The organism is Streptomyces sp. H39-C1 (assembly GCF_027158125.1).
In the GTDB taxonomy this organism is placed as follows: Bacteria; Actinomycetota; Actinomycetes; order Streptomycetales; family Streptomycetaceae; genus Actinacidiphila; species Actinacidiphila fildesensis.
This window is the reverse complement of the sequence record NZ_JAPVLS010000030.1, coordinates 73,776-99,759: the sequence shown is the minus strand read 5'-3', so window position 1 is coordinate 99,759 and position 25,984 is coordinate 73,776. Positions and strand designations below refer to the sequence as shown.

Annotated in this window: 16 protein-coding genes; 2 read left to right on the top strand and 14 right to left on the bottom strand. The window is 67.1% G+C overall.

All coding sequences use genetic code 11. The features are described 5' to 3' along the window. The first annotated feature begins 518 nt into the window (after positions 1–518). Complete coding sequence (locus O3W51_RS21105; protein WP_269287150.1) at positions 519–2,903, top strand: RICIN domain-containing protein; 2,385 nt, start codon at positions 519–521, stop codon at positions 2,901–2,903. A gap of 322 nt (positions 2,904–3,225) precedes the next feature. On the opposite strand, the gene O3W51_RS48490 is transcribed toward O3W51_RS21105, so the two are convergent. The 12 genes from O3W51_RS48490 to O3W51_RS21045 form a co-directional block, all read right to left on the bottom strand. Further along, positions 3,226–3,666 (bottom strand): hypothetical protein, encoded by a 441-nt coding sequence (locus tag O3W51_RS48490; RefSeq protein ID WP_138357531.1) that lies wholly within the window; start codon positions 3,664–3,666, stop codon positions 3,226–3,228. 304 nt (positions 3,667–3,970) lie between these two features. Beyond that, positions 3,971–4,855 (bottom strand): ABC transporter permease, encoded by an 885-nt coding sequence (locus tag O3W51_RS21095; RefSeq protein ID WP_138357530.1) that lies wholly within the window; start codon positions 4,853–4,855, stop codon positions 3,971–3,973. Beyond that, positions 4,852–5,778: an ABC transporter permease gene (locus O3W51_RS21090; RefSeq protein WP_138357529.1), complete on the bottom strand. Its 927-nt coding sequence runs from the start codon at positions 5,776–5,778 to the stop codon at positions 4,852–4,854. Before O3W51_RS21090 ends, O3W51_RS21095 begins: the two co-directional genes overlap by 4 nt. Then, on the bottom strand, positions 5,775–6,944 hold the full coding sequence (locus O3W51_RS21085) for an ABC transporter ATP-binding protein (RefSeq protein ID WP_244809550.1): 1,170 nt from the start codon (positions 6,942–6,944) through the stop codon (positions 5,775–5,777). Before O3W51_RS21085 ends, O3W51_RS21090 begins: the two co-directional genes overlap by 4 nt. Next, positions 6,941–8,194: an extracellular solute-binding protein gene (locus O3W51_RS21080; protein ID WP_138357528.1), complete on the bottom strand. Its 1,254-nt coding sequence runs from the start codon at positions 8,192–8,194 to the stop codon at positions 6,941–6,943. The genes O3W51_RS21085 and O3W51_RS21080 overlap by 4 nt, the downstream gene beginning before the upstream one ends. Positions 8,195–8,261: 67 nt before the next feature. Continuing rightward, complete coding sequence (locus tag O3W51_RS21075) at positions 8,262–10,043, bottom strand: IlvD/Edd family dehydratase (protein WP_269287149.1); 1,782 nt, start codon at positions 10,041–10,043, stop codon at positions 8,262–8,264. Next, positions 10,043–10,972 (bottom strand): dihydrodipicolinate synthase family protein, encoded by a 930-nt coding sequence (locus tag O3W51_RS21070; protein ID WP_269287148.1) that lies wholly within the window; start codon positions 10,970–10,972, stop codon positions 10,043–10,045. Before O3W51_RS21070 ends, O3W51_RS21075 begins: the two co-directional genes overlap by 1 nt. A gap of 7 nt (positions 10,973–10,979) precedes the next feature. Then, complete coding sequence (locus O3W51_RS21065; protein ID WP_244809548.1) at positions 10,980–11,651, bottom strand: GntR family transcriptional regulator; 672 nt, start codon at positions 11,649–11,651, stop codon at positions 10,980–10,982. A 74-nt stretch (positions 11,652–11,725) separates the two neighbouring features. After that, positions 11,726–14,533, bottom strand: a complete 2,808-nt coding sequence (locus tag O3W51_RS21060; RefSeq protein ID WP_244809546.1) for a glycoside hydrolase family 2 TIM barrel-domain containing protein — start codon at positions 14,531–14,533, stop codon at positions 11,726–11,728. A 377-nt stretch (positions 14,534–14,910) separates the two neighbouring features. After that, complete coding sequence (locus O3W51_RS21055) at positions 14,911–16,395, bottom strand: glycoside hydrolase family 28 protein (protein ID WP_269287147.1); 1,485 nt, start codon at positions 16,393–16,395, stop codon at positions 14,911–14,913. Positions 16,396–16,535: 140 nt separating this feature from the next. Continuing rightward, a complete protein-coding gene (locus O3W51_RS21050) occupies positions 16,536–18,629 on the bottom strand; it encodes a PQQ-dependent sugar dehydrogenase (protein ID WP_269287146.1) in 2,094 nt (697 codons plus the stop codon). A gap of 117 nt (positions 18,630–18,746) precedes the next feature. Beyond that, the gene (locus O3W51_RS21045; protein ID WP_269287145.1) at positions 18,747–18,929 is read right to left on the bottom strand and encodes a hypothetical protein; all 183 of its coding nucleotides are present in this window, start codon (positions 18,927–18,929) and stop codon (positions 18,747–18,749) included. A gap of 1,408 nt (positions 18,930–20,337) precedes the next feature. Between O3W51_RS21045 and O3W51_RS21040 the strand changes: the two genes are divergently transcribed. After that, positions 20,338–20,820, top strand: a complete 483-nt coding sequence (locus O3W51_RS21040) for a glycoside hydrolase family 88 protein (RefSeq protein WP_138357521.1) — start codon at positions 20,338–20,340, stop codon at positions 20,818–20,820. A 631-nt stretch (positions 20,821–21,451) separates the two neighbouring features. On the opposite strand, the gene O3W51_RS21035 is transcribed toward O3W51_RS21040, so the two are convergent. Together O3W51_RS21035 and O3W51_RS21025 are read right to left on the bottom strand one after the other, a co-directional pair. Further along, positions 21,452–23,197 (bottom strand): glycoside hydrolase family 27 protein, encoded by a 1,746-nt coding sequence (locus tag O3W51_RS21035; protein WP_138357520.1) that lies wholly within the window; start codon positions 23,195–23,197, stop codon positions 21,452–21,454. A gap of 1,105 nt (positions 23,198–24,302) precedes the next feature. Continuing rightward, complete coding sequence (locus O3W51_RS21025) at positions 24,303–25,955, bottom strand: ATP-dependent nuclease (protein WP_187145095.1); 1,653 nt, start codon at positions 25,953–25,955, stop codon at positions 24,303–24,305. Between the last annotated feature and the right edge of the window lie 29 nt (positions 25,956–25,984).

The following is a 25,984-nucleotide window of genomic DNA, read 5'->3' as shown; positions in this document are numbered from 1 at the left end:
GGGAGTTCGAAGAGCACTACAACTCCCACCGGCCCCATCAGGGCATCGCCAACGCCCGCCCACTGCACCCGCTGCCGGTTCCCGTCACCGATCCAGAACAGATCGACCGCCTAGACATACGTAGACGTGAACGACTCGGCGGCATCCTCCACGAGTACCAACGTGCCGCGTGACCTGCACGGATGAGGTTATCGGCAGGGGCAAGGTCATCGCGTCGTAGCGCTCGTCGGAAGCCTGGTGCATGAAGTCCCCTCCAAGGGAAGCACGATCGGAATGCCGCAAGCCGCCGTAATCGCCCGGACCCCGGGGCCGGGATGAGGACCGTCTTGACGCCGACCTCCGCGCCTGTGACCTGTGGTGTCGCAGTAATCGGAAAGTGTGTGAACTTGTTTCCTTGTCGTGAGGGTTGACCTAAAAAGAAACACGACAGCACAATGTGAACCATCCTCCTGGCGGTACGCGGCGCTCCGTTCGGGCTTGCCGCGCTTCCTTCCGCCCCCATGTCGAAGGATGGCTTCATGCCAATAATCAAAAGATTTGCCCCGTTATGGGCCTTGGCGCTGCTCGCCGCCGTGTTGTCGGTGACCAGCACGCCGGCGCAGGCGGCGACCACGTCCATCGCGGTGGACGGTTCGCAGAGCGGCCGGACGTTCGACGGGATCGGTGCGATCAGCGGTGGCGGTGGGAACTCCCGTCTGCTGACCGACTACCCCGCGGCCCAGCAGTCGCAGATTCTGGACTACATGTTCAAGCCCGGTTACGGGGCAGCCCTGCAGTCGCTGAAGATCGAGATCGGCGGTGACGCCAACTCCACCGACGGCTCGGAACCCTCCATCGAGCACTCCCGCGGCACCATCAACTGCAACGCAGGTTACGAGTTCTGGCTGGCCGAGCAGGCCAAGGCCCGCAACCCCGACATCGCCCTCTACGGCCTGGCCTGGACCGCACCCGGCTGGATCAACGGCGGCTTCTGGTCCACCGACACCATCAACTACGTCGTGTCCTGGCTGGGCTGCGCCAAGCAGCACGGCCTGAGCATCAAGTACCTCGGCGGCTGGAACGAACGCGGCCACGACGCCAACTGGTATATCCAGCTGCGCTCCACCCTGAACAGCGCCGGCTACGGCAGCGTGCAGATCGTCGCCAACGACAACGGCTGGGACGTCGCCGACGATATGGCGAAGAACCAGGCGTTCAGCAACGCCGTGTCCATCATCGGAACGCACTACACCTGCGGATACGGCAACGACAACATCGGCCAGACCTGCTCGACCACCAACACCGCCCGCAACAGCGGCAAGCCGCTGTGGAACTCCGAGGGCGGCTCCAACGATATGAACACCGGCGCCCCCGCCCTGATCCGCCAGATCACCCGCGGCTACACCGACGCCCGCCTGACCAGCTATTACAACTGGCCACTGATCGCCGCGATCACCCCCAACCTGCCCTACTCCACCGTCGGCCTCGCCACCGCCGGCTCCCCCTGGTCGGGCAACTACACCATCGGCGCCAGCACCTGGGCGACCGCGCAGGTCACCCAGTTCACCAAACCCGGCTGGAAGTTCATCGACTCCGCCTCCGGCTACCTCGGCGGCTCCGAGAGCAACGGCAGCTACATCACCCTCAAGTCGAACACGTCCTCCGACTACTCCACCGTCCTGGAGACCACCACCTCCGGCTCGTCGCAGACCGTCAACGTACACGTCCAGGGCGGACTGTCCACCGGCACGGTGCACGTGTGGGCCACCAAGCTCAACGCGAGCAGCGACGCGACGTCCTTCGGCCACACGCAGGACATCACGCCGAACAACGGCTCGTACTCCCTGACGATGCAGCCCGGCTACGCCTACACCGTCAGCACCCTGAACACCGCGGGCAAGGGCACCGCGACCGCGCCCGCCGTCCACTCCCTCGCCCTCCCCCACAACGACAACTTCGACGGCTACGCCACCGGCACCCAGGCCCGGTACATGTCCGACATGCAGGGCTCCTTCGAGGTCCAGCCCTGCACCGGCCGCTCCGGCAAGTGCGTGCAGCAGATGGCGCCCGTCAAGCCGATCGAGTGGCAGAGCGACTCCGACGCGTACACGCTCGTTGGTGACACCGCCTGGTCGAACTACACCGTCAGCGCCGACGTGCTGCTGCGCGGCGCCGGCACCACGGAACTGCTCGGCCGGGCCAACACCCAGCTGCGCCCACAATCGCACATGAACGCGTACTACCTGCGCATCCGTGACACCGGGCAGTGGTGGATCGAGAAGATGTACACGGACGGCTCGAACCACACTCTGGCCACCGGCACCACCACCGCACTGGGCACCGGGACCTGGCACAACCTGTCCTTCGCCTTCCAGGGCAGCCAGATCACCGCCAAGGTCGACGGCAAGCAGATCGGATCGGTGAACGACTCCTCCTTCCAGTCCGGACAAGCCGGACTCGGCATCCAGGGCTACCGCACCGACCAGTTCGACAGCCTCTCCATCACCCCGGGCTCCGGCACCGGAGGCGGAACGGGCACCGGACCGGTCACCTCGGCCCTGAACGCCGGCAAGTGCCTGGACGACTACACCGGCTCGACCGCTCCTGGCGCCGTGGTCGACATCTGGGACTGCAACGGCTCCGGCGCCCAGCAATGGACCGTCGGCAACGGCGCCGTCACGAACAACGGCCTGTGCCTGGACATCGTCGGCAACGCGACCGTCAACGGCACCCTGGTGAACCTGTGGACCTGCAACGGGCAGGGCAACCAGCAGTGGAACGTCAGCAACGGCACTCTGGTCAACCCCGCCTCCGGGCGCTGCCTCGACATCCCCGGCGGCAACACCGCCAACGGCACCAAACTCGCCATCTGGGACTGCAACGGCGGCACCAACCAGAAGTGGAACATCCCCGCGGCCTCATGACGTCCGTGGACATGTGACGAGCTCGCCCTCCAACGGCACACACCCACGCGACCGGTCGACCCGGTCCAGGCAGGTGCTTCGTCAGACAGACGCCCGCCCGGACCGCCATCCACCGAAATCCTCTCCCCAGGTCGGAGAGGACTCATATATGAGGTACCGCACGGCAGGCCGGCAGTGGCGGTGACGCCGCTACCGGCCTGCCGTGCACCCCGAGCACGATGGACCGACGCCTCCGCCCCGACCGCTGCGGTCGGGACGGAGGCGTCGGTGTGGCGCGGGACGCATTCCCCAACATCGGTCAGAGCGACGTCAGAACCTCGGCTCAGCGCTTGGGGTGACGGGAGTTGAGCCGGGTGAATAGTCGGTCGGCCCGAGCGATCGTCGCGGAGTCGATGTCCGGGCCGAGGTCGGCCTGCTCGCGAAGGAAGATTGCTGCGGGCTTGTAGTGGTTGAACCGCGCAACGAGGCAGACGCCGCGGGCGTCGCAGACCTTGCCGGGGCCGGGCTTGCCGGGGGCAGGCTCGCCGCGGGTGGTGAAGACCGGGCCGTGGGTACGGCCTGTGAGCAGGCGGGGCAGGAGGCGGGCGGTGCCAGCATCCCAATAGACGGTCTGCAGCACGTACTGGTCGCGGGCGGCGCCGCCGCGGCGCGTGATGGGGATCGCCCCCTTTGGCCTTGACCTGGCCACAACGAACGGCAAGGTCAAGTCTTCGATGTCGAGGGGGAGGGTTTCCTCAGCCCGCGCGCAGGTCTCGTACAGCATCCGCCACAGTGTCCTCTCCCGCACGTGGATGCCGCGGCGGCCGATGAGCCGGTCGATGGCGGTGCGGGAGTGGGCGGGGGTGTCGGAGTCGAGCGGGGTGAAATGCTTGGTCCAGGGGGCGCGGCGGGGGCGTCGTGGCCGCGCTCGACGCACCGAGCGAGCCAGGACTGAACGGCGGCGCGGCGGGCGTTCCCGGTGTTGACTCCATTGCTGCCCAGGCAGGCTGGATGGACCGTCCAAGCCGCACCGAGCTGTGTCTCATGAGACATATCGAAGTTCGGAGAAGCTTGGCACGGGTCGGGGGTCAGCTCGCATCGCGTGCGACCAGTTGGGTCGGGTTCACGAACCGCAGGGCGATCAGGAGGAGCACCGCCATGGACGTGGTGTAGATGACGGCCATGGCGTCGATGGACTGGGGGCTGCGGATACCCGCGGAGAAGACGGCGGAGAAGAGAGCGACAATGAGGGTTTCGCTGTCGGGCCCCGACGTCAGGAAGGTGAGTTCGAACATGCCGAACGTGCGGACCAGCACGAGGATGCCCGCAGCGAGCATCCCGGGCAGCAGCAGCGGCCCGAGAATGCGGACGAGGACCGACCTGGTCGAGGCGCCGCACATCCGCGCCGCGGCTTCGAGACGGGGGTCGATCTGCTCGATGAAGGGCGTCATGGTGAAGATGACGAAGGGGATGGACGGGACCAGGTTGGCGAGAACGACGCCGGTGAGCGACCCGGCCAGGTGGAACTTGTACAGCACGGTGGCCAGCGGGATGCCGTAGGCGATCGGTGGCACCAGGATCGGCAGCACGAACAGCGTGTTGACGAACTTCTTGCCGGGGAAGTCGCGGCGGGCGAGGGCGTACGAGGCCGGGACGCCGACCAGCAGGGACAGGGCGACCACCAGGAAGGACACCTCGACGGTGACCCACATGACCTGGCCGAGATCGAACTCGCTCCAGGCCTTGCTGTACCAGGAGGTGGTGTAGCCCTGCGGCCCCCAGCCGGAGAACCAGGTCCGGCCGAAGGAGTTGAGGACCACCGCGCCGATGACGCCGAGCACGGCGAGGAAGAACGCGGCGAGAGCCGCCCAGACCACCCAGGCGCCCGGGCGCAGCGTGATGCTCCGGCGGCGCACCGGGGCAGGGCGGGGCGATGACTTCACGGGAGCTGTGGACATCATGGGGACGGTCATCCCTTGCCTCCTGTGGAGCCGCGGTAGAGCCGCGAGCGCAGTGCCATGGTGAGGCCGATGACGGCGAGCATCAGGGCGGTCATGACCATGGCGATGGCGGAGCCTCCGGAGTAGTTGAAGCGCTCCAGGGCGGTTTCGTAGGCCTCGATGGAGATGACGTGGGTCTTGCCGTCGGGGTCGCCGACCATCATCGCGGAGGGGAAGACCGCGAAGGCCAGCACGAAGGTCAGCACGAACGTCGTCATGAGCCCGGGGAGGAGCAGCGGGAAGGTGACGTACCGGAAGCGCTGCCACCAGGTGGCGCCGAGGGTGGCGGCGGCGCGCTCCAGGGCCGGGTTGATCCCGGAGAGGTAGGAGTGGGTGAGGAGGAAGGCGAAGGGGAAGCCGCTGATGATCAGCGAGAGCAGGACACCCGAGTAGTTGTGGGTGAGCCGGACGGGCGAGTCGGTCAGGCCGAGCCACTGCAGGGTCTGGTTGAACCAGCCGACCGGGCCGAAGAACTCCAGTATGCCCTCGGCGGTCAGGACCGTGCCCAGTGTGATGGGCACGACGAGCAGCGCGAGCAGCAGCCGCTTGCCGCGGAAGTCCTGCCGCATCCGGTAGGAGATGGGGACGGCCGCCCCGACGTTGATGAGTGCGGCGGGTACGGCGAGTTTGAAGGTGATGGCGATGGAGCCGACGGCGAAGGAGTTGGTGAAGAAGTCGCGGTAGGAGCCGAAGACACCGCCGTGTTCGGGCTGGAAGGAGAGCTGCAGCCCGTACAGGAACGGGTACGCGAACAGCGCGATCACCGCGAGCAGGCCGGGGACGAGCAGCAGCAGGGTGCGGTCGACACCGCGTTCTGCCAGCCGGTGCCGCAGCGCGGTGCGCCCGGGCGCGGGCGGGGCGGACCGGGACTCGGGGGGACGGCCAGCGGCGCTCATCCGGTGGCCTCCCGCCCGTCCTCGGGATCGCGTGCGAATACCAGCGCCCGCTCGGCGGGGACGATCAGGCCCACGGCGTCGCCCGGGTGCACGTGGGTGGCGGACTTGAAGTGCACGCGGTCGCCCGCAGCCGTGATGGCTTCGATGTGGAAGAGCCGCCCGTGGTACTCGACGATCTCGGCCACGGCTTCGACGTCGGCGCCGTCCTGGGCGAGGTGGATGTCCTCGGGACGGATGGCGACTACGACCTGCTCGCCGGCGGCCGGCGTACGGTCGCCGACCGGCGTGCCGCGCAGTTCGAGCCCGCGCCCCCGGGCCAGCAGCCCACGGGAGTCGGCGGACGCGACCTCCAGGTGCAGCAGGTTGCGGTAGCCCATGAAGGCCGCGACGTGCGAGTTGGCGGGGTGCTCGTACAGATCGGCGGGGGTGCCCATCTGGCTGACCCTGCCCTCGTGCAGCACCACCAGGCGGTCAGCGAGCGACAGCGCCTCCTCCTGGTCGTGTGTCACGTACAGCGTGGTCAGGCCGAACTCCTGGTGGATGCGCCGGATCTCGCTGCGCATCTCAAGACGCAGGGCCGCGTCCAGGTTGGACAGGGGCTCGTCCATCAGCACCAGGGGCGGCTGCAGGACGATGGCGCGGGCTATCGCGACCCGCTGCTGCTGGCCGCCGGAGAGCTGGCCGGGGTGCTTGCGTGCCTGTTCGTCGAGCCTGACCAGGGACAGGACGGCTTCGACGCGTCGGTCGATCTCCGCCTTGGGCGTCTTCCTCATCTTCAGGCCGAAGGCGATGTTGGCCCGGACGGTCAGATGCGGGAAGAGCGCGTAGTTCTGGAAGACCATGCCGAAGCCGCGCTTTTCCGGCGGCAGGGTGTCCATCCGGCGTCCGTCCAGACTGATCTCACCACCCGTCAGCGGCAGCAGGCCGGCCAGGCAGTTCAGCGCGGTGGTCTTCCCGCACCCGGACGGGCCGAGCAGGGCGACGAACTCGCCGCCGTGCACGGTCAGGTCCAGCGGGTGCAGCGCGGTGTGCGTGCCGTAGTCGCGGGTGACGCCGTGCAGGCGCAGCTCGCCCAGTTGCGAGCCGGCCCGGTCGTCAGCGGACCGCGCCTCCATCGGTCGGTCGCCGGCGGGGGTGATGGGGTTCGTCGGGGTCACAGCACTCACTTCGTCGATCCGATCCTGCGGTCCCACAGGTCGAACGCGGTGACCTGGGTCGTGGCCGGCAGGGAGTTCTTGATCGGGTACTGCTGGATCCAGCTGTCGAACTGCGGCTCGCCGAACTGGGCGATGACCTTCTGCGACGCCGCGGGTGCCTTGCTCAGCGGCACGTCCTTGACCGCGGGACCGGGGTAGAAGTAGCCCTGGTCATAGGCGAACGCCTGCTGCTCCGGGGTGAGCATCCACGCCAGCAGCCGCAGGACCGCGGTCAGCGTGTCGGACGAAACGCCCTTGGGCACTACCCCGTACTGGGCGTCGCACACCCAGGTGAAGGTCTGGAACTTGGCCACCTTCATCCGCGGCGGCACCGTGCCCAGCACGCGCGGGTTGATGTACCAGCCGGTCGTGGACGCGATCATGTGGACCGTGCCCGCCGCGAGGTTCTTCATCGTGTCGGTCGTCCCGGACGGGTAGGACTCGATGTGCTTGTTCAGCTCCGTCAGATACGCCCACGTCCTCGACCACCCGTTCGTCGGGTCCGTGGGGTCGGAGTCACCGAGCAGGTAGGGCAGACCCATCAGGAACGTCCGGCCGGGGCCGGAGTTGGCCGGGCGCGCGTGCTGGAACTTCCCCGGGTTGGCCTTCGCCCAGTCCAACAGCGCGTCCGGGGTCTCCGGGGGGCTGGTGACCTTGCCCGGGTCGTATTCCAGCAGCGGCCCCGACGGGTACCAGACCAGTTCGATGCCCTGGTCCTGCGCCAGTGTCGTCATGGAGGCCGCGGCCGGCTGGTAGTTGGCCATCAACCCGGGGAAGAACGCGTCGTAGTATGGCTTGACGTTGTACCACAGGCCCTTCTGGATGCCCGCGGCCAGCCCGTCGGTGCCGGTGAGGACCAGGTGGATCTGCGCGTTGCCCGCCTGCTGCTGCGCCTGCACCTTCGACGAGAGCTGCGGTGCGGTGCCGGTGCTGTAGGTGACGCGGGAGACGACGTCGGGATGCGCGGACTTGAATGCCTCGATCATCGGCTTGGTCAGGGCCAGGTTCCCGGCCACGTCGAGAATGTTGAGGGTGACCGGCTTGCTCGGCGTGGTGCCCAGTGACGTGGGTGCGGGGTCCTTGCTGCTGCTGGGGCTGCTCGGGGAGGAACAAGCCGCGAGGACCGGTGCGGCGGCCCCGGCGACGGCCAGGGTCGACAACACCCGGCGGCGCGGGAGACCGCGGGGGGTTGGGACGGATCTTCCGGGGAGTTCAGACATGACGCATCGAACCTTTCGTTGGTGCGGTGGCCAAATCGGCTGTGCGGTGGGCAGGTGGTGTGTCGCCTCAGCGCGGGTCGGGTGCCGGGTTGCGGCCGGGTGAGGCGAGGAAGTCGAAGTCGCACCCCTCGTCCGCCTGGGTGACGTGCTCGTTGAAGAGGGCGCCGTAGCCGCGGGTGGCCTGGAGCTCCGGCGGCCGCCAGGCGCGACGCCGTTCCTCCAGCTCGACCGGGTCGATGTCCAGTTGCAGGAGGCGGCGCCCGACGTCGAGGGTGATCATGTCCCCGGTGCGTACCAGCGCCAGCGGGCCGCCCGCGTGGGACTCGGGGGCGATGTGCAGGACGCAGGTTCCGTAACTGGTGCCGCTCATCCTGGCGTCGGAGATCCGCACCAGGTCGGTGACCCCCTTCTCCAGCAGGTACGCGGGGATGGGCAGCATTCCGTACTCCGGCATGCCGGGCCCGCCGAGCGGTCCCGCGCCGCGCAGCACCAGGACAGTTTCCCGGGTGATGTCGAAGGCGGGATCGTCGATGCCCTCCCTGAGCTGGGCGTAGGAGTCGAAGACGACGGCGGGGCCGGTGTGGCACAGCAACTCGGGCGCGGCGGCCAGGTGTTTGATCACCGCGCCGCCCGGCGCGAGATTGCCGTGCAGGACGGCTACGCCGCCTTCGTCGTGGAGGGGTTCGTCATGTCTGCGGATGGCGGGTCCGTGGATCTCGGCGTCGGCGAAGTACGCCGCGAAGGAATGGCCGGCCACAGTGGAGCGGTCCGGGTGCAACGCCCCCGGGATCTCGTTCAGCTGCCGCAGCAGTGCCGGTAGTCCGCCGGCGTAGTAGAAGTCCTCCATCAGATAGGCGCCCACCGGGCGGACGTCAGCGAGGACCGGGACGCGGCGGCCGATGGCGTCGAAGTCCTCCAAGGACAACGGGACCTCGAGCCGTCCGGCCATGGCGATGAGGTGGATCAGCGCATTGGTGGAGCCGCCGAGGGCCAGTACGGTCGCGGCGGCGTCCTCGAACGCCTCCCGGGTCATGACGGACGCCGGAGTGACGTCCTCCTTCACCAAGCCGACGACGCGCCGTCCGGCTGCCGCGGCCATCCGGTGATGGGCGGAGTCCACCGCCGGAACGGCCGAGGAGCCGGGCAGGGCCATGCCCATGGCCTCGGCGGCAGCGGTCATCGTGGATGCCGTGCCCATAGTCATGCAGTGGCCCGGCGACCGCGCGAGGCCGCACTCCACCTGCGACATCTCGCACTCGCCGATCCGTCCTGCTCGGTACTCGTCCCAGTACGCCCACAGGTCGGTGCCACTTCCCAAAGTCTGCCCGCGGTAATGGCCGCGCAGCATGGGACCTGACGGGACGAGCAGGGCGGGCAGGCCGGCGCTCGCCGCTCCCATGAGCAGCGCGGGCACGGTCTTGTCGCAGCCGCCCATCAGCACGGCCCCGTCCACGGGGTACGAACGCAGCAGTTCCTCCGTCTCCATCGACAGCAGGTTGCGGTACAGCATGGGCGTGGGCTTCTGGAAGGTCTCCGAGAGGGTCGCGACGGGAAACTCCAGCGGGAATCCGCCGGCCTGCCACACCCCGCGTTTGACCTGCTCCGCCCGTTCCCGCAGGTGCATGTGGCAGGGATTGATGTCGGACCAGGTGTTGAGGATCGCGATGACCGGCTTGCCCAGGTGCTCCTCCGGGAGGTAGCCGAGCTGCCGCATGCGTGAGCGGTGACTGAAGGCCCGCAGGCCACCGCCGGTGGCGTCGTGGGTACTGCCGAACCAGGCCGCGCTGCGCAGCGGCTTCACCCGCCTGTTCCCGTCCCCGGCATGGGCTCCCCCGTCGTGGTGCGCCATCACAGCCAGCCCTCCGTCCGCCACCGCGTGATCAGTGCGTCGATGTCATTCCGGACGGCCGTCGGCAGGGTCCGCGACGGCGGCCGTACCGTCCTTCGGCTCAGGCCGAGCTGGGTGAGCGCCTCCTTGACCACACTGACGTTGTCGGCGGACGCGTCGGCGGCCCGCAGCTCCTCGAAGGACCGCACCGACTCCCACACCCGCATGGCGCCCGGGTAGTCCCCGTCCTCCAGGGCCCGCAACAGCGCGAACGGCAGCCTGGGAACCACGTTGACCAGGCCGGAAGTGAAGCCGACCGCGCCGGTCGCCCAGTAGCCGGGGGCGTGCAACTCGGCCATCCCGACGATCCACGCGAACCGCCGCAGCCCCGCGTCACGTGCCACGCACGCGAAGCGCACCGGGTCGGGAACGGCGTACTTCACCCCGACGACGTTCGCGCAGTAGTCGGCGAGCCTTCGGATCTGCTCGCCGCTGACGCGCTCGTCGCGGATGTAGAGGACGACGCCGAGGTCGGGCACCGCCTCCGCGATCGCCCGGTGGTAGTCGATCCACCCCTCCGCCGAGCGGTAGGGGTGAACGGGCTGGTGCACCATGATCGAACTTGCCCCCACGCCGCCGGCGTGCAGTGCCGACGCGACCGCTCCCGCGGTGTCCAGGCCGACACCGGCCATCACGTCCGCCCGTCCTCCGGCCGCCGCGACGGTGGACTCTACCGCCCGCCGTGCCTCCGCCGTGCTGAGGGTGTAGAACTCGCTGGTGTTGCCGTTGGGCGTGACCACGTGCACGCCATGGTCGATCAGCCGGCCGATCAGCGCCGCGTGGCTGTCCCAGTCCACCGCTCCGTCGGGGGAGAAGGGTGTCACCGGAATCGCGATCACCGTAGCCAGCCGGGCGCGCAGGCCGTCGAAGTGTGAGGTGCCCAAGGTCATGACGCTCCTAATCCGTCGACTTCTCGGGGAAGTTGCGCGCCATGAAGGCGCCTATGTGGCCACGGAGCAGGTCGCCCACCAGGTCGGGCCTGCCGCTCTGTGCGGCGCGAAGAATCTCCCGGTGCTCCCGCGCCTCCATCTCCCAGGACGGATGGACGGCCCAGGCGGCACTGGACACCAGAGCCGTCTGGTCGCGCAGCCCGTCCAACGAACCGACGAGCAGCGGGTTTCCGCAGTCCGCGTACAGCGTCCGGTGGAAGTCCCGGTTCGCCAGCGATCGTTCGGCGGTGTCCACGGCCCGGTCCGCACGGTCGAGGGCGGCCTCCGCCGCGTCCCAGGAGCGGCGGGGGGTCGCCACGGTCCGCGCCGCGGCGACCGGCTCCAGCAGCAGCCTCATGTCGTATACGCTGCGGGCGAGGGCCTCGTCGACCTCGCGCACCCAGGCCCCCCGGTAGGGACTCATGATCACCAGACCGGTGCCCGCCAGCGTCTTCAACGCCTCGCGCACCGGCGTCTTCGACACCCCCAGCAGGGCGGCGAGTTCGGTCTCCACCAGCGGTTGCCCCGGCTTCAACTCACCAACCAGGATTCCGTGTTTGACCGCGTCCAGCACCGCTTCGGTACGCGAGGGCAGCGAGCCGGGGCGGAGTTGGCCGTAAGGGGCGAGCGCATCGGACACAAGCAGGCTCCAAGGGGATCTCATGACGGACGTGCGGACGGCAGCTGTGGGCTGCGCCGAGGGGACGGCGCCGGTCAGCTGGCGAAGTGGAAGTAGACGGTGCGTGCGTAGGTTCCGTTGGCCGTGTTGGGTTGGCCGGCGGGGCCGACGGCGTTCGCGGCGTGGAACTTGTTGCCGATCGCCGGGATCCCGTCCAGGAGGGAGAGGTTCCCGCCGGGGAAGGGGGCGGCGGCGTTGCCGGAGTCAGACGGCTGGCTCGGCGTGAACAGCCGCAGAAAGACGTTCTCCTGGGCGGACACGATGGTGATCGTCCCTTCCGTGGTGTGGAGCGAACCCCAGTACAGGTTGGCGTGGTAGCCCTTGAACTCCGGGTACGTGAAACCGGTCTTCCCCGTGGCGGTGTTGTTGTACGCCTTGGTCCACACGTCGGTGGTCACCCCGCGCAGCCGGTTCTTCCAGACGCGGTAGGGTCCGCGGCCCAGCCAGGTGACGCCGGTGACCTTCGACTCCGGGTAGTCGAAGTTCACGCCGAGATAATCGTGGCTGCCGGTGAGGTTGTAGGTGTAGTCCAGGCGGAGCCACCCGTTGCTGTCCAGGCGCCACCGCACCGTCTGCAGGTTCCCCGAGTAGGTCGCGGTGACGGTGTGGGCGGCACCGTCCTGCGCGTGGGTCAGGCCGGTCAGCGTCGAGGAGCCGGCCGCCGGAGCGGGTCCGTTCGCCAGCGACACCGCGGTTCCGTTCCTGCTGATCGAGGTCAGCCGGCCGCTGGCGCGGGCGATGCGCACGCTGGTGGTGCCGGCGTTCATCGTGACCGTGTCGGTGCTCTGGGACGCGGTCACCGACGGGGCGCCCGGAACCGCCACGACGATCCGGCGCATGTGGTCGGCGGCCTTCTTGATGGTCCAGACCCAGGCGGTGATCTCCGCCCCCGACGCGTCCGCGACGCTCACCCGCAGCGCGTCGGAGTCCGCCCAGTTCCCGGGGAGCCCGAGGATGAGTTTCCCGCTGCCGCCGGGCGCGATGTTCGGGCTGGCACTCGACCCCTGCGCCTTCACCGTGTGACCGGCGCCGCCCGGCGTGGCGTAGTTGATCAGCTGCCAACTGAACCTGCAAGACGAGAGGTTGGTGAACGCGTATCGGTTCGTCAGTCCGACGGTGGCATCGAAGCTGCTGGGGAAGGAGGACTCGTAGTACGAGGGGCTGCTCAGCTGGACCGGTGACCAGATGTCCTTGATCGTGTAGAAGCTGCCCTCCTTCTCCCGGAATGGGCCGACGATGCCGTCCGGCCCCCGGTTGCCGTTGGTGTCGATCGCGCCGCCGCCGTCGTCGCGGCGGATGCTCTCGTCGATGAGCGACCAGATGAATCCGCCGGCCGAGTGCGGGGCGGTGGCCATCAGCTTCCAGTAGTCGTCGAGTCCGGCACCGGCCCCGCCGTCGTAGAGGCCGTGCAGGAGCTCGGTGGGCATGAAGACCGTCGAGCCCGCCAGTTTGGACTGGACCGCGGAGTACGTCGGGTAGTGGTTGGTGTCGATGTTGCCGAAATTCGACCAGGGGTGGAGCACCGTCCGCTTCTGCGGGTCCCAGGAGCCGAAGAGGCCGTCGAGAGCGGTGTTCCAACCGCCCTCGTTGCCGTTGTCCCAGAACAGGATCGAGGGGTGGTTGACGTCCCGGGTGACCATCGCCTGCACCAGCGGGGTGCCCGCCGCGGTGTCGTAGCTGTGCTGCCACCCGCCGAGCTCGTCCAGGACGTAGAGCCCCAACTCGTCGCACAGGTCGAGGAAGTAGGTGTCCGGCGGGTAGTGCGACATCCGCACCGCGTTGACGTTCATCGCCTTCATCAGCGCGATGTCCTCGCGCGCCAGGCGCGGGCTGGAGGCGCGGCCGAGGGTCGGGTAGAACGTGTGGCGGGTCACGCCCTTGAGGACGACCTTCGTCCCGTTGACGTAGAGGCCGTCGCCGGCGCGTACCTGTACCGTCCGGAAGCCGAACCGCTCGGTGAGCCCGTGCACCTGAGCGCCCGATGAGTTGGTCAGCACCACCTCCGCCTGGTAGAGGTTCGGGGTCTCGGCCGTCCACTGCTTCGGGTTCGAGACGCTCGTGGAGACGGTCACGCGCGAGGTGCCGGCCGACACCGCGGTCGAGAAGCTGCCGCCGACGTTCGTGCCGTCGAGCGTCTTGATCTGGACGGCCACCCGGCCGCTGGCCACGTTTCCGCCCAGGTAGGCATCGACGGCGAACGCCCCGTTCGACTCCGCCTTGATCGCGACCCGGTCGACGCGCGCGGCGGGGAACGCCTGCAGGTACACCGGCCTGAAGATGCCGCCGAAGTTCCAGTAGTCGCCTTGCCGCTCGGCCTGGTTGACCGAGGTGTTCGAGGAGTCCTTGTCGACGGTGACCTCGAGCAGGTTGCTCTTGCCCGGGAGGATCAGCGCGGTGACGTCGTAGCGGAACCGGTAGAAGGCTCCCTGGTGCTTGGAGCCGGCTGACTTCCCGTTCAGCGTGACCGTGGTGTCGGTCATCGCGCCCTCGAAGACCAGGAAGACCTGCCGGCCGGCCCACGAGGCGGGCGGCGTGAAGCTGTGGCGGTACTTCCCGCTCTCCCCCGGCGTGAGCGCCCCGCCGTAGTTGTACGTCCCGTAGCCCGAGAACTCCCACTGCGACGGCGTCGGCAGGGTACCCCACGCCCCGCTGCGGCGTCCGGCCGTGCACAGGAAGTCCCACGGGACGGTGCTGTCGGTGTCCGTGCCGGTCAGGTACATCGTCTGCGTCGCGGCGCCGTCGGCGATGCTCGCCGACGCCGGTAGGGCGGCCCGCGCTCCCGCGACGGCGGACAACCCCAGCGTCGCGCCGAGGGTCAAGAACCTGCGTCGGTGCACATTCATCGGAGTCCTCCAGAGGAAGGGGGTGTCGAACGGCGAGCGGGGTCGTCGGACGAGGCGCCCCCGGACCGTCGCCGCGTCCCAGCTCCAGCAGCCGGCCGTCCGCCGCCGCCTCCACTCCTGCGGCGCGGACAGCCCGGTACTCGGCGGAGTGCGGGTCCAGCACGGGGTTGGTGTTGTTCAGGTGGGTGTACAGACAGCGCAGTCCCGGCCGGGTGGCGACCCATGCCAGGCTCTCGCAGATGGGCAGGTGGCCCATGTCGCGCGCGGTCGCAGTCCGGCCGGTGGTCCGGGCCATCTCGTACCCACTGCCTCGGCCAGCGCCCGCCAGTCCCCGAGGCCGCCGTCGCCGTTCGGGGAGATGCTCCGGGGACCGGCGCTCAGCACTTCTGGGTGGAGTTGGTGGTGTTGACGCGCAGCCCGCCGCCGGTGGTGGTGCTGCTGGTCACGCAGTAGCCGGTGACCGACTGGAATCCGAGGTCGTACGCGCTGCCGCTGCCGCGCTGCGCGGTGAAGTGGTCGAACGCGACAGGTCCGCCGCCGTTGGCGATGACCGCGGGGCGGTTGTCGTTGGCGGCGAACTTCACCGAGGAGTTGACGAACCGGATGTTGTCGGCGTTGTGCAGGTACCAGCCGAAGGACGGGCGGGTGCCGATGCTCGTGGGGTCGTAGTTGTTCGCGTTGTTGCTCGGCAGCCCGGTGTTGATCTCCTGGCTGCCGCCGGGGACGGTGATGTTGACGTTGGTGAACGTCACATTGCTGATGTGGTTGCTGCCGGACTCGCCCCACAGCGTCGGGGTGACGCTGGGGCTGCCGCCGGGGACGGTGATGTTGTCGTACGTGATGCCGCCGATGTGGCCGACGCCGGGGTTGTTGCCGCAGCGTTTCCTGGTGGCGATCTTCTGGAAGACCGGCGAGTGCACGTTGGTCATCGTGATGTCGCGGTAGTGGACGTAGGAGATGTTCCCGCCGTCCATCGAGACCATGCCGAGGCCGGACTTGTTGGCGCCGTTGATCCTGATGCCCTGGAACTGGTAGTCGGTGAAGTCGCCGCAGGTCTCGGAGCCGAACATCAGCGCGTTGCAGCACCGGGCGGTCAGCGTCGAGTTGGTGACGGAGACGTGGCCGTTGGGCAGCTTGGCACCGAGCGCGTAGTCGCTCTTGAAGGCGAGGGCGTCGTCGTTGGCGGAGATGTTGGCGTTGGTGACCGTGACATTGGTGCTGCTGATGATGTTCCAGCCGTCCTGGTCGCTCACCGTGTCGATGGTGAGGTGATCGGAGACGACGCGGTCGCAACCGTTGATCAGCGCGGCGAAGTGGCCGCCGTGCCGGATGGTGATCCCGCTCAGGGTGAGGTTGTGGCACCGGGTCAACGAGATGATCTTGTCTGCCTCGCCGGGGCCCGGATCCCTGGTGGCGGTGACGAGGAAGCCCATCCCGTCGATGGCACCGGAGCCGGTGAAGCCGATGTTGGTCAGGTTGTCGCCGTAGAACATGGCGTCGTGGAAGTGGCTGTGTCCGTAATCCTGGTAGGCGGAGTAGGGGTTGGGCTCGGCGGCGTCGTAGGTGTCGGCGACCGATCCCAGAATGGTGGAGCCCGCGTCCAGCTGGATCGTCACGTTGCTCTTGAGGTGGACGGTGTTCTTGGACTTGTAATTCCCGGCCGGGAACTCCACCGTCCCACCGCCCGCCGCGTTGGCCGCGTTGATCGCCTTGGTGATCGCGGGGCTGTCGTTGACGTGGCCGTCACCCAGCGCCCCGTAGTTCTTGACGTTGAAGACTGCCGCGGCCGTGGCAGCCGCCCGTGGCAGCGGACTGCCGGCATGCGCGGCGGTCGACCAGAACAGGCCGATCAGCACCGCCACGACGACACCCACTAAAGTGCCGGTTCGTTTCATGTCTCCTCGACTCCTCGATGGTCTGTCAACGGTTCTGGGGCCGTCGGCCGTGGGCCGGGAGGCCCCCGGCCCGGGGTCGGCAAAGACCCCGGGCCGGGCGCCTCTCATCAGCCGAGGGTGACGTGGAAGATCTTCTCGTTGCTGTTGTTGGGGGTACTGTCCTTATCGCCGTTGTTGCTGGTGGTGAGCCACAGGCCGCCGTCGGGTGCGGGTTCGACGGTGCGCAGCCGTCCGTAGGTGCCGTTGAAGTACGTCTGCACGTTGGTCAGCGCGTCGCCACTGATCACCTCGCGGTACATCCGGGTGCCGCGTTCGCAGGCCACGTACAGGACGTCGCGCACGATCGCGATGCCGGAGCAGGAGCCGTCAGCCGTCGGGTAGGTGCGCTTCGGAGCGATGTACCCGGCGGTCCCGCAGCTGCCGCTGGTGCCCTCGCAGGCCGGCCAGCCGTAGTTGCCGCCCTTGGTGATCAGGTTGGTCTCGTCCATGATGGCGTTGCCGAATTCCTGTTCCCACAGGCGGCCCTGGGAGTCGAAGGCCAGGCCCTGCGGGTTGCGGTGGCCGTAGGACCAGACGTAGTTCCCGAACGGGTTGTCCGAGGGCACCGATCCATCGGGGTTCAACCGCAGGATCTTTCCGTTGAGGCCGTTCTTGTTCTGGGCGTTGTCGCCGTTCTGGGCGTCGCCGGTGGAGGCGTAGAGCTTGCCGTCGGGCCCGAAGCGCAGCCGTCCGCCGTCATGGAACTTGTTCCGCAGGATGCCGGAGACCAGAACCTGCTCGCTGCTGAGTGTGAGCTTGTCGTTCTCCAGCTTGATCCGCACGATCCGGTTGTCGGACGGCGAGGTGTGCATGATGTACAGCCAGTGGTCGCTGGCGTAGTTGGAGGAGATCGCCAGGCCGGTCAGGCCCCCCTCGCCGTCGGTGTTGTCCACGTTCGGCACGGTGCCGACCGTGGTCTTCGCGCCGGTGGCGGGGTTGAGGTGAACGATGTCGTGCGCGTCGCGCCGGTTGTACAGGATCGTCCCGTCCGGGAGGGTGACCAGGCCCCAGGGGATGTCGGTGTCGGTGGCGATCTGGGTCACCGTGCACACCGAACTTCCGCAGGCGGAACCGGTCCTGACGGAAATGGTGTTGCTGTGGCCGGAGCTGTTGGCCTGTGCGTCACGGGCCACCACGTAGTACGAGTAGCTCGTGTTCGCGGTCAGTCCGCTGTCGATGAAGGCGGTGGCCGGCGGGGTAGTCCCGTTCGCGGTGACTGTGCCTGCCTTGGTGCTGCCGCGATAGATGTCGTAATACTTCACCCCGACGTTGTCATTGGCCGCTGACCAGCTCAGCGACACCGTGGTGCCCGACACCGTGCCGGTCAGATTGCCCGGGGTGGACGGGGACTGGGTGTCGACCTGGCACTGCGGCGGAGTGATGGAGACCGTGGAACTGGCCTGCGAGACGTTCCCCGCGGCGTCACGGGCGTTGACGTACAGCCCCCACTTAACGCCGGAGACCACTGTCAGGGACGTCGACAGCGTCGAGCCGCTGACCGACTTCATCAACTGCCCGTCGTGGTAGACGTCGTAGAACGCCACCCCGACGTTGTCGGACGATGCGTTCCACGCGAACGTCACCGAGTCGCACAGCAGATTACTGACCCGCGGGCTGCCCGGAACGGTCGGCGGCTGGCCGTCGACCGCCGCGGTCCCCCACTGCTGATTGGATTGCTCGTTGCAGGTCCACAGGTCCACCAGCGTGCTGTTCGCGGTGTTCGCGCCCACCACATCCAGGCACAGACCCGACTGCACACCTGTGATGGTCCCGTTGCTGTTGACCTTCCACTGTTGGTTGGCTCCGCCGTTGCACGTCCAGATCTGCAGCGTCGCGCCCGGGGTGGTGGACGCATGGGCCACGTCCAGACACTTCGGGCTGTCGTAGACCCGCAGTTCACCGGCCGACGTGAGGGTCCACGCCTGGTTGGCCTGGGAGTTGCAGTCGTAGATGTTGATGCCCGCGCCGTCCGCGGTGCTCTGGCCGATCACGTCCAGGCAGCGTCCGGACGCCACAGCGGTCACATGGGAGCCGGTGGCCGCGGAAGCGGTCACCGCGTTGCTCGTCAGCATGGCCGCCAGAGCCGCGATCGCGGCCAGCGCGGCGACGGCGGCCGCCGACCATCGGCTTGAGCGCCGTTTGTGCAGGGCTTTACCTGACACGGAAATCTCCTTGCGGATCGATGAGGAATCGGAGGGCTGAAGTCACGTGATGCGTCGGCGCGCGGCAGGCCGTCGACGCGGTCGGCGGCATCCCCTGACCGGATGCGGGCGGCGACTTCAGAGGTTCTGATGGCCCCTGACGTCGGGGTGCGGCCGGTCGAACCGGTCGGCGGGGGTCAGTAGGCTCACGTCGACCGGGCAGGCGGGCGTTCCCACCGCCCGCCCGGTCGAAACGGTGCCGGGGACCTCGCCACCGAACGCGGGCCGGTCGAACTCCTCGGTGAAATGGGCCGACGCCATGAGGGTGTCGAACCGGCAGGGTCGCGTCGGGTGCGTTCCCCTCGAACCGGCCAATTAGCGCGTAGTGCCGGTCGGTACCTGCTGCGACCTGGTGGTTCCGGTTCAGGTCGTCGGTGCCCGCTCGGCTGCCGATGCCCGAGGCGATCGAATCACCCGCCGGTATCACCCGCGGTGCGGCCGGCGCACCCGCGGCTCGAACGCCGCAGCCTGGCGCTGCCGGAGTTCGGGCTTCGTCGGCCGACACCGGCGAGCAAGGCGCGGCACCGGAGGCGGCGGTCGTAGCGGCCGCCGAGGCCAACCTGTGATGCATCATATCTTTCCTTTGTCGTGGCACCCGATCGTTCGGGACTGGGTGACCGGGTGTACTACGCCCGCAGGAATGCGTTGACTCGAGGCAAGCGCGAACCGGTGCGGGAACGCTCCCGTCGAGGGGTCCCGGACGGCAGTCACGCCGCAGCGGGAATGCTCCACATCTGTCGCGCGTCGCCGACACTGTGCCGGACGTTCACCATGACCTGCCGTCTGCTGTGGTGGTGCCGCGAAGGTCCGGGCAGCGACCGGAGCGGGGGGCACGCTCCGGGCCAGGACCCCGGGGTGGCCTGAGTCGCATGACGTGTCGCATGAGGTTGTCCTTCACCGTGGGGAGAGAAGACCCAGCACATGGCTGGCGAGGGGACGCGCTTCGGGTTCCGCCGGGAAGATGGTGCACAGTGTGCTTTCTTGTTTCTTCAGAGGTCAACCCTCCTGACAAAGAAACAACTCCGAACAGAAGTCTCCAGGCCACCGTCGCAGGTCAAGAGCCTCGCGCAAGCGAACCGTCGCGCCGCGCGGGTCGCCTGTCGCACCGTCAGCCATCCATCTGGATGCCTTGAACCCCACCTCCCCGGCGTTCGCCGGATCGACCCTCCGCTTCCAGATTCGGCCGAGATAAGGAACATATGAACATGTCACGCCCATCAGGCACGAGAATCGACGGGCACCTTGACCGGCGCGGACCGGAGTCCCTAGGCTCGATCGTGTCTCATATATGAGGCAGCTGGAGCTGCGCGGACCGACCGTCGGGGAGCGGTCACTGCGAGGCCACAGTTGCTTGCTCGAACTGCTCAGCTGCGACACAGGAGCTCAACCGGGCGGCGCAACCTGGAACTTGGTGATCGCGAGGCAGTTTCCGGTCTCGTAAACAGCGGAGGGATACCCGATTCCAGCGTGGAGGCGTCGGCGAAACAACACGGGGTCAGCAGATTCGGCGGTGACCCGCTCGATGAGGGCAAGCACGACCCCCTCCAACAGGCCCATCAAATCGGGCTGAAGACCAACTCGACTCCCTGCTCGCCTGGCGGTGGGGGCAGCACGGAGCTGGGGGAGATAGCCGGCATGGAGGGGCGACATCAGCGAGTCCCTGCGCAGGATGGTGTACGGCGCGAACGCCTCCAACATCGACTGGACATGGGTCGATGCCCTGCACATGGCGATGCCCGTCTTCGTGCGGGTGTCGTCGTACCTGCGTGACACCGCCTACCTGAACAAGCTCTGGGCAATGTACTCCTACACCAAGCACAACCTGGCGGGACGCGGACTGTACAACTACACCGACGAGCTGTGGTTCCGCGTCGCCAACTATCCCCGGCCGAACGGGTCGGGTGCGCACTCGCCGAACCGTGTGAAGGTCTGCTGGTCGCGCGGGAACGGATGGGCCTTCGCGGCGCACGCCAAGGTGCTGGGACTGCTGCCGCCCGGCGACACGCGCTGGCCGGAGTACCGCTACAACCCGCAAGGGCTGAGCCGGGCGCTGCTGCCCCGGCAGCGCACCGCTGATCGCCCCGAATCGGACAGGTCGGTGGCCGGGTCGCGACTTTGGCCAGCAACGCCCGCAAGCCGGCGGGGCGTCTGAACTGCCTCGGATGTTCAGCTTCGGGGAAGGACTATGTCGTTCATCCGTTGTGGCACGGGAATTTTGACGCGGTGGCCGGCGCCCGCGGCCCAGACCGGCAGCGGTAGCCCGCGTGGCGCCGAGTTCGCAGGCGGTGGCGCAGCGAATCGGGAGATGCGAGAGGCCGGGGAGCCGTGGTGGAGAGCGTCCTGGCGTACACGCTGAGCCGGTGCATGGATTGGACCGCATGGCGGCCGCCGGCGGCGTCGAGAGCTCCACTTCGCCTGGGCCGGCGGCACGTCCATCGAGCAGCCACACTACTTCCGGATCCAGGGCAGGACGAAGGGCGCCCACCACCGACGCCGTCACAACCCCCTGGGAGAAGAACACGGGATGCCCCTCACCTCATAAGACTGAGGCGTGACCGGGTTGTCGTCGACGTTGAGTTTTGCGACGACGATATCGTCGTGCTCCGCGGCCACGGATTCCAAGGTTGGCGCCTTGAGAGCGGCCCCTGCGTCAGTTGGGAACCGGCAGCTCATGCTTCCCGGTCACGAACCCGGCGGGGTCAGCCTTGACGAGACCGCACGGACCAGAAGTCGGTCCGTGCGGTCACCGGGTCAATCAGAAACGATAGTCACGACTGGGTTTGTCAGGCCACCTTGACGCCGGACCCGAGGGTCCACTTCTGGTTGGCGCCACCGGTGCAGTTCCACAATTCCAGGCCGGCGCCGTTGGGGTTGGTGGCCCCGGTGACGTCGAGGCAGAGCCCGGACTGAACGCCGGTGATCGTGCCGTTGGAGTTGACGTTCCACTGCTGGTTCGTGCCGCCGTTGCAGTCGTAGATCTCAACGTGCGTACCGGCGGTGGTAGCGCCGCCGTGGGCGTCGAAGCACTTGCCCAGCACCTTCAGCGTCTTGGCCGAGGAGCTGTAGGTGATCTTCTGGTTGGCGCCGCCGTTGCAGTCCCACACGTTCAGCTGTGTGCCGTTCACCAGGGTGCTGTTCGGGTCATCGGCACAACGGCCGGAGAGGTCACTGGTCAGGTTGCCGCCGACCGGAGTCGAGGAGCCGGACGGGGTGACCTTGAACAACGCGGACTCGTGCGGGGCCAGGCTCCGGCTGACGGAGTTGGTGAGAGTCTCGTTCGACTTGCCCCAAAGGTTGCGCACCGTGGCGGAACCGCTGAACCCGAGGTCGGAGAAGTTGGCCGTCACCGTCGCGTTGCCAGCCCGGTCGGAACGGTTGAACAACGCCACCGTGTAGCTGCCGTCCGGGTTCTTCTGCTTCGTGGCCCACACCTGCAGATCGTTGTTGTTCGAGATCTGGCTGGCCACCACGGAGTCGGTCTGGTTGACGTTGGTCACCTCGGCGTTCTTCAGCATGTTGAGGTCACCGGCGTCCAGGTTGGTCAGGTCGCTCCCCAGCATCATCACCGAACGCGTGATCGCCCACAAAGTGATCACGCTCTGCCGCTCGTTCACGGTCAGACCATTGTGGTCACCGTTGCCGACCTCAATCGAGTCCGGGTCGTTCCAGCCACCCGGACCGGCGTACTGCCCCCACTGAGCCAGGTTCGCCCAACGCGGCCCGACATTGCTCCAGTTGGTAAGGGTCGAGCAATAGCACTCGATGTCACCTCCGGTCCGCCAGCTGTTGGAGTACTGCTGCCAGGTCTTGATGTTGTTGATGTCCAGGGTGTTCGACAGGCCGTAGTGGATGGTGCGGCCTGTCTGGTTCAGCGCCTTCGACCAGGCGATGACGTCGTCCTGGTCGCTGGTGTGCACGCCGTCGATCTTGATGTAGTCGACCCCGTAGGAGGCGAACAGGTTCGCCCACGAGTTCACGAACGCCTGAGCCGCGGTGGGGTTCTTGTTGTAGTCGATGAAATACATGACATCGCCGAACCCGCCGTAGTTCGACTCGAAGGTCGACGTGTTCGAGACGATGTCCCGTGCGTGGTACGACGTGCCCTCGATCGGGGTGTTCTGGTCGTACGCCGCCTTGGGGATGCCCGGCGTCACGTACATGCCGAACTTCTCACCCAGGTTGTGGATGAAGTCGCCCAGGTTCTTCATACCGTTCGGGAACTTGCCGGTGTCGACGACCCAGCGACCGTACTGATCGACGGTGGTGCCGGGGTTCTTGATGTAGTAGTCGTCCAGGTTGATGTACTTGTAACCCGCTGACAGTAGGCCCGAGTCGTGCATCGCCTGAGCCTGAGCCTTGAGCTTGGCCTCGGTCGGGTCGTATCTGAGGGAGCTCCAGCTGCTCCACCCCATCGGCGGCGTCCGCGATGCACCGTTGTCCTGGGCTTGCGCGGGCGTCGAGCCCGTCAGGGTGGATAGGAGCAACGACGAGGCCAGGGCAATCGTCGCGACGAGCGCGCGCTTGGACATGACTCTCCTTCGAGTCGATTCACTTCACGCAGGAGTTTCAGACTGTTCTGTATTGAGCCCCAATGTTCGATCAGGTGTCAATACATCTAACAGAGCGAGCTCAAACAGACAGATTCGATCAGATTTGGCTGATGCAGTGGCTGTAGTTCGTTGATTGGTGGGTCGTCGTTGCTGGTCAAGTAGTTTCTGTGGCGGTGATGTTGTTCCAGCGGGGGTGGGCTTGGGCGGCCTGGCGCTTGCCCCCGCGCTCTCCGCACACCTCAGCGCGCTCCGTGTTCCGCGCACCACGCCGCCGAGCCCGATCGTCCGCGCCCGCTGACGCCTGTCACGGATCTCCCACCGGCGTGGACGGAACATCGGACCAGACGCCGTCGCAAGGAGTACCACTCGCCATGGAAGTTTCGGCTGCCTCCTCATCTTCAACAGCGCCCGCCATCGTGACGTTGGCCTTCTTCGTCCTTGTGGCCTATCTCGTCAGCGCGCTGCGGACCACCCAACGCCCCGTCGGAGTGATCACAGCAATCGCGGGCCTAGTAGGAGCCCTTCCTGCAATCCTCTACGCCCTGCACTACGCCGCAAACACCGGAGTGGTCGACCCCGCAAGCTACTTTCCGCGGGCGACAATCCCGCCAATTCATGCTGATAAGCGGCAGTACACGCAAGGCGCGCAGCGGGACTGGAATCCCGTCGCGACGGGATGGCGGGCCGCATAGGCGGTCCGCCATCATCAGCGCGCCGGGGCAGGAACGTCCGTGCGAGGCCACTCGCTAGGTCGGGCGGCCTGGCACGGAAACGTGGAACGCACAACGCTTGCGGCTACTCCAGTACCTCCATCCAGGTCACCGGCGGCTGGAACTCTACGCAGACCACTGCTGCAAACTCCACCAGTGGCGCTCACGCTCCCTGTGGGGCTCGAAAAGTCATCGCTGCTGGTCAGGGTGGTGTTTGTGCGGTTGGTGGCAGGATGTGCGGGTGATCGTTCCGTTGCTGTACCGCGCTACTCGCACCTTGCTGGCGATGCCAGGGGTGTTGCTGCGTCGGGCTACGGTGACGGGTGCCGAGTTGTTGGTCCTGCGGCATGAGAATGCGGTGCTGCGGCGTCAGGTCACAGGTCGGGTGCGCTACGAGCCGGCTGACGGTTGTGCCTGACCGCGTTGTCCTCGCTGGTACCGCGTCGTCGGTGGGCAGAGGGGTCCAGGTCCGCGACGACTGCGACTCTCATCTCGAAGCGCTCGAAGAATCCGCGGTACCGCGCGATGCTGCCTTTCCCTTCGACCTTGGCGATCGCGGCACCATGCTTGTCGAAGTCCCACTCCGGGTTGAGGGTCCGCGCGATGTGAGGGATGAGGGTTCGGTCACTTGGGCCCTCCACGAGGAGCACGGAGGTGGCGAAGAACGCCGTCTCGTTGTTCTCATGCGTGATGATCTCAAACTGATCGCAGGCACCCATGTCGGACAAATCGATCACGCAGGCCCGGCTCGCCGGCGGCTTCAGCGTGTGATCCTTGACGATCTTCACGAAAGTGCCGGTCGCTCCCGGTGCGCTGAAAGCCGACGAGTGGGTGCTGACCAGCACATCGTTGTAGCCGGAGAAGACGGTCAGTGCCTCGAAGAGCTTGCGCTGCGCCTGTGGATGCAGGAACACCTCTGGCTCCTCAAACAGCAGCAGACAAGGCTGTTGCGCGCTGTCTGACCGGGTCGGATTCGCGGTTTTCAGGTCCACGTAGGCACGCAGGATGGCGAATGCCACCGACCTGCGCAGGCCGTCACCTTTGGTCTTGAATGTGCCGCTGATACCGTCATTGACGACGATCTGCGCCTCCTCCAGCAGGCTACGCAGCCGCGGCGGGGGAATCTCCAAGCGAACACTCGCACGGGGGAAGGACTCCTGGAGGTTACGCTGAATCAGCGATTCGATCTCGCGCACCTCCCGCAATCGGTCATCCGACTCGCTGCCGTCCGCCTGTGACACGACGTTCAGCTGGCCTCGAAGCAGATCGAAGGATGCTTCCAGTTGCGGAAGTTGATGCGCGATGTCCTCGAACAGGATGGACAGCAGCCGTCCGAACGTTGCTGTCGAACTGGTCTTGGGATCATCGTTGAGTTCCTTGACGGCCGGGATATAGATCGGTTCCGGCAGCAGGGGAGCCACAGACTTATCCAAGCCGGTCATCAGTGAGTCGTCGCCGGTGGTGTACTCCTCGTCCCCAAGGGCTGCGACGTGCTCGGCCCATTCCCGCCTGACAGCGGCACGGTTGATCTTGCCGGACAGCTTGGCGAAGATCTCCGGGTAGGTGTACTTAACGTTTTCCTCAAGCTCCTCGGCGGTGATTTTGGGCCTGAGTACCTCCTCCAGGACTCCCTTTCGGAAGCGCGGCTCACTCGGCACTTTCCGGACCACCCACATCCCGCCCTTGCCGGAGCCCTCGTACGTCCGCGCCAGCGTCAGACGTCCGTCCGCGATCACAGGTTCGATGCGCAAGCGGTGGCTCACTTCAAGGCGCTGCAGGTCTGCCGCACCGATGCCAGCGAAAGTAAGCTGGATGCGGATGGGCCGCACCGGGTTCAAGAAGTCGGTGTCGACCGCTGAGCTTGAGCGAAGGAACATGTTGAGGGCCTGGAACACCGACGACTTCCCTGCGTTATTTTCGCCGATGAGGCAGCCGAATCGGGAGAATGGCATGTCCACGTGGCTCAGCCCGCGGAAGTTGTCGATCCTGATGTGTTCGAGGCGCGTGGTGCTCCAGGGAAAGATCAAGTAGAGCGAACATCGTAGAGCCCCACATG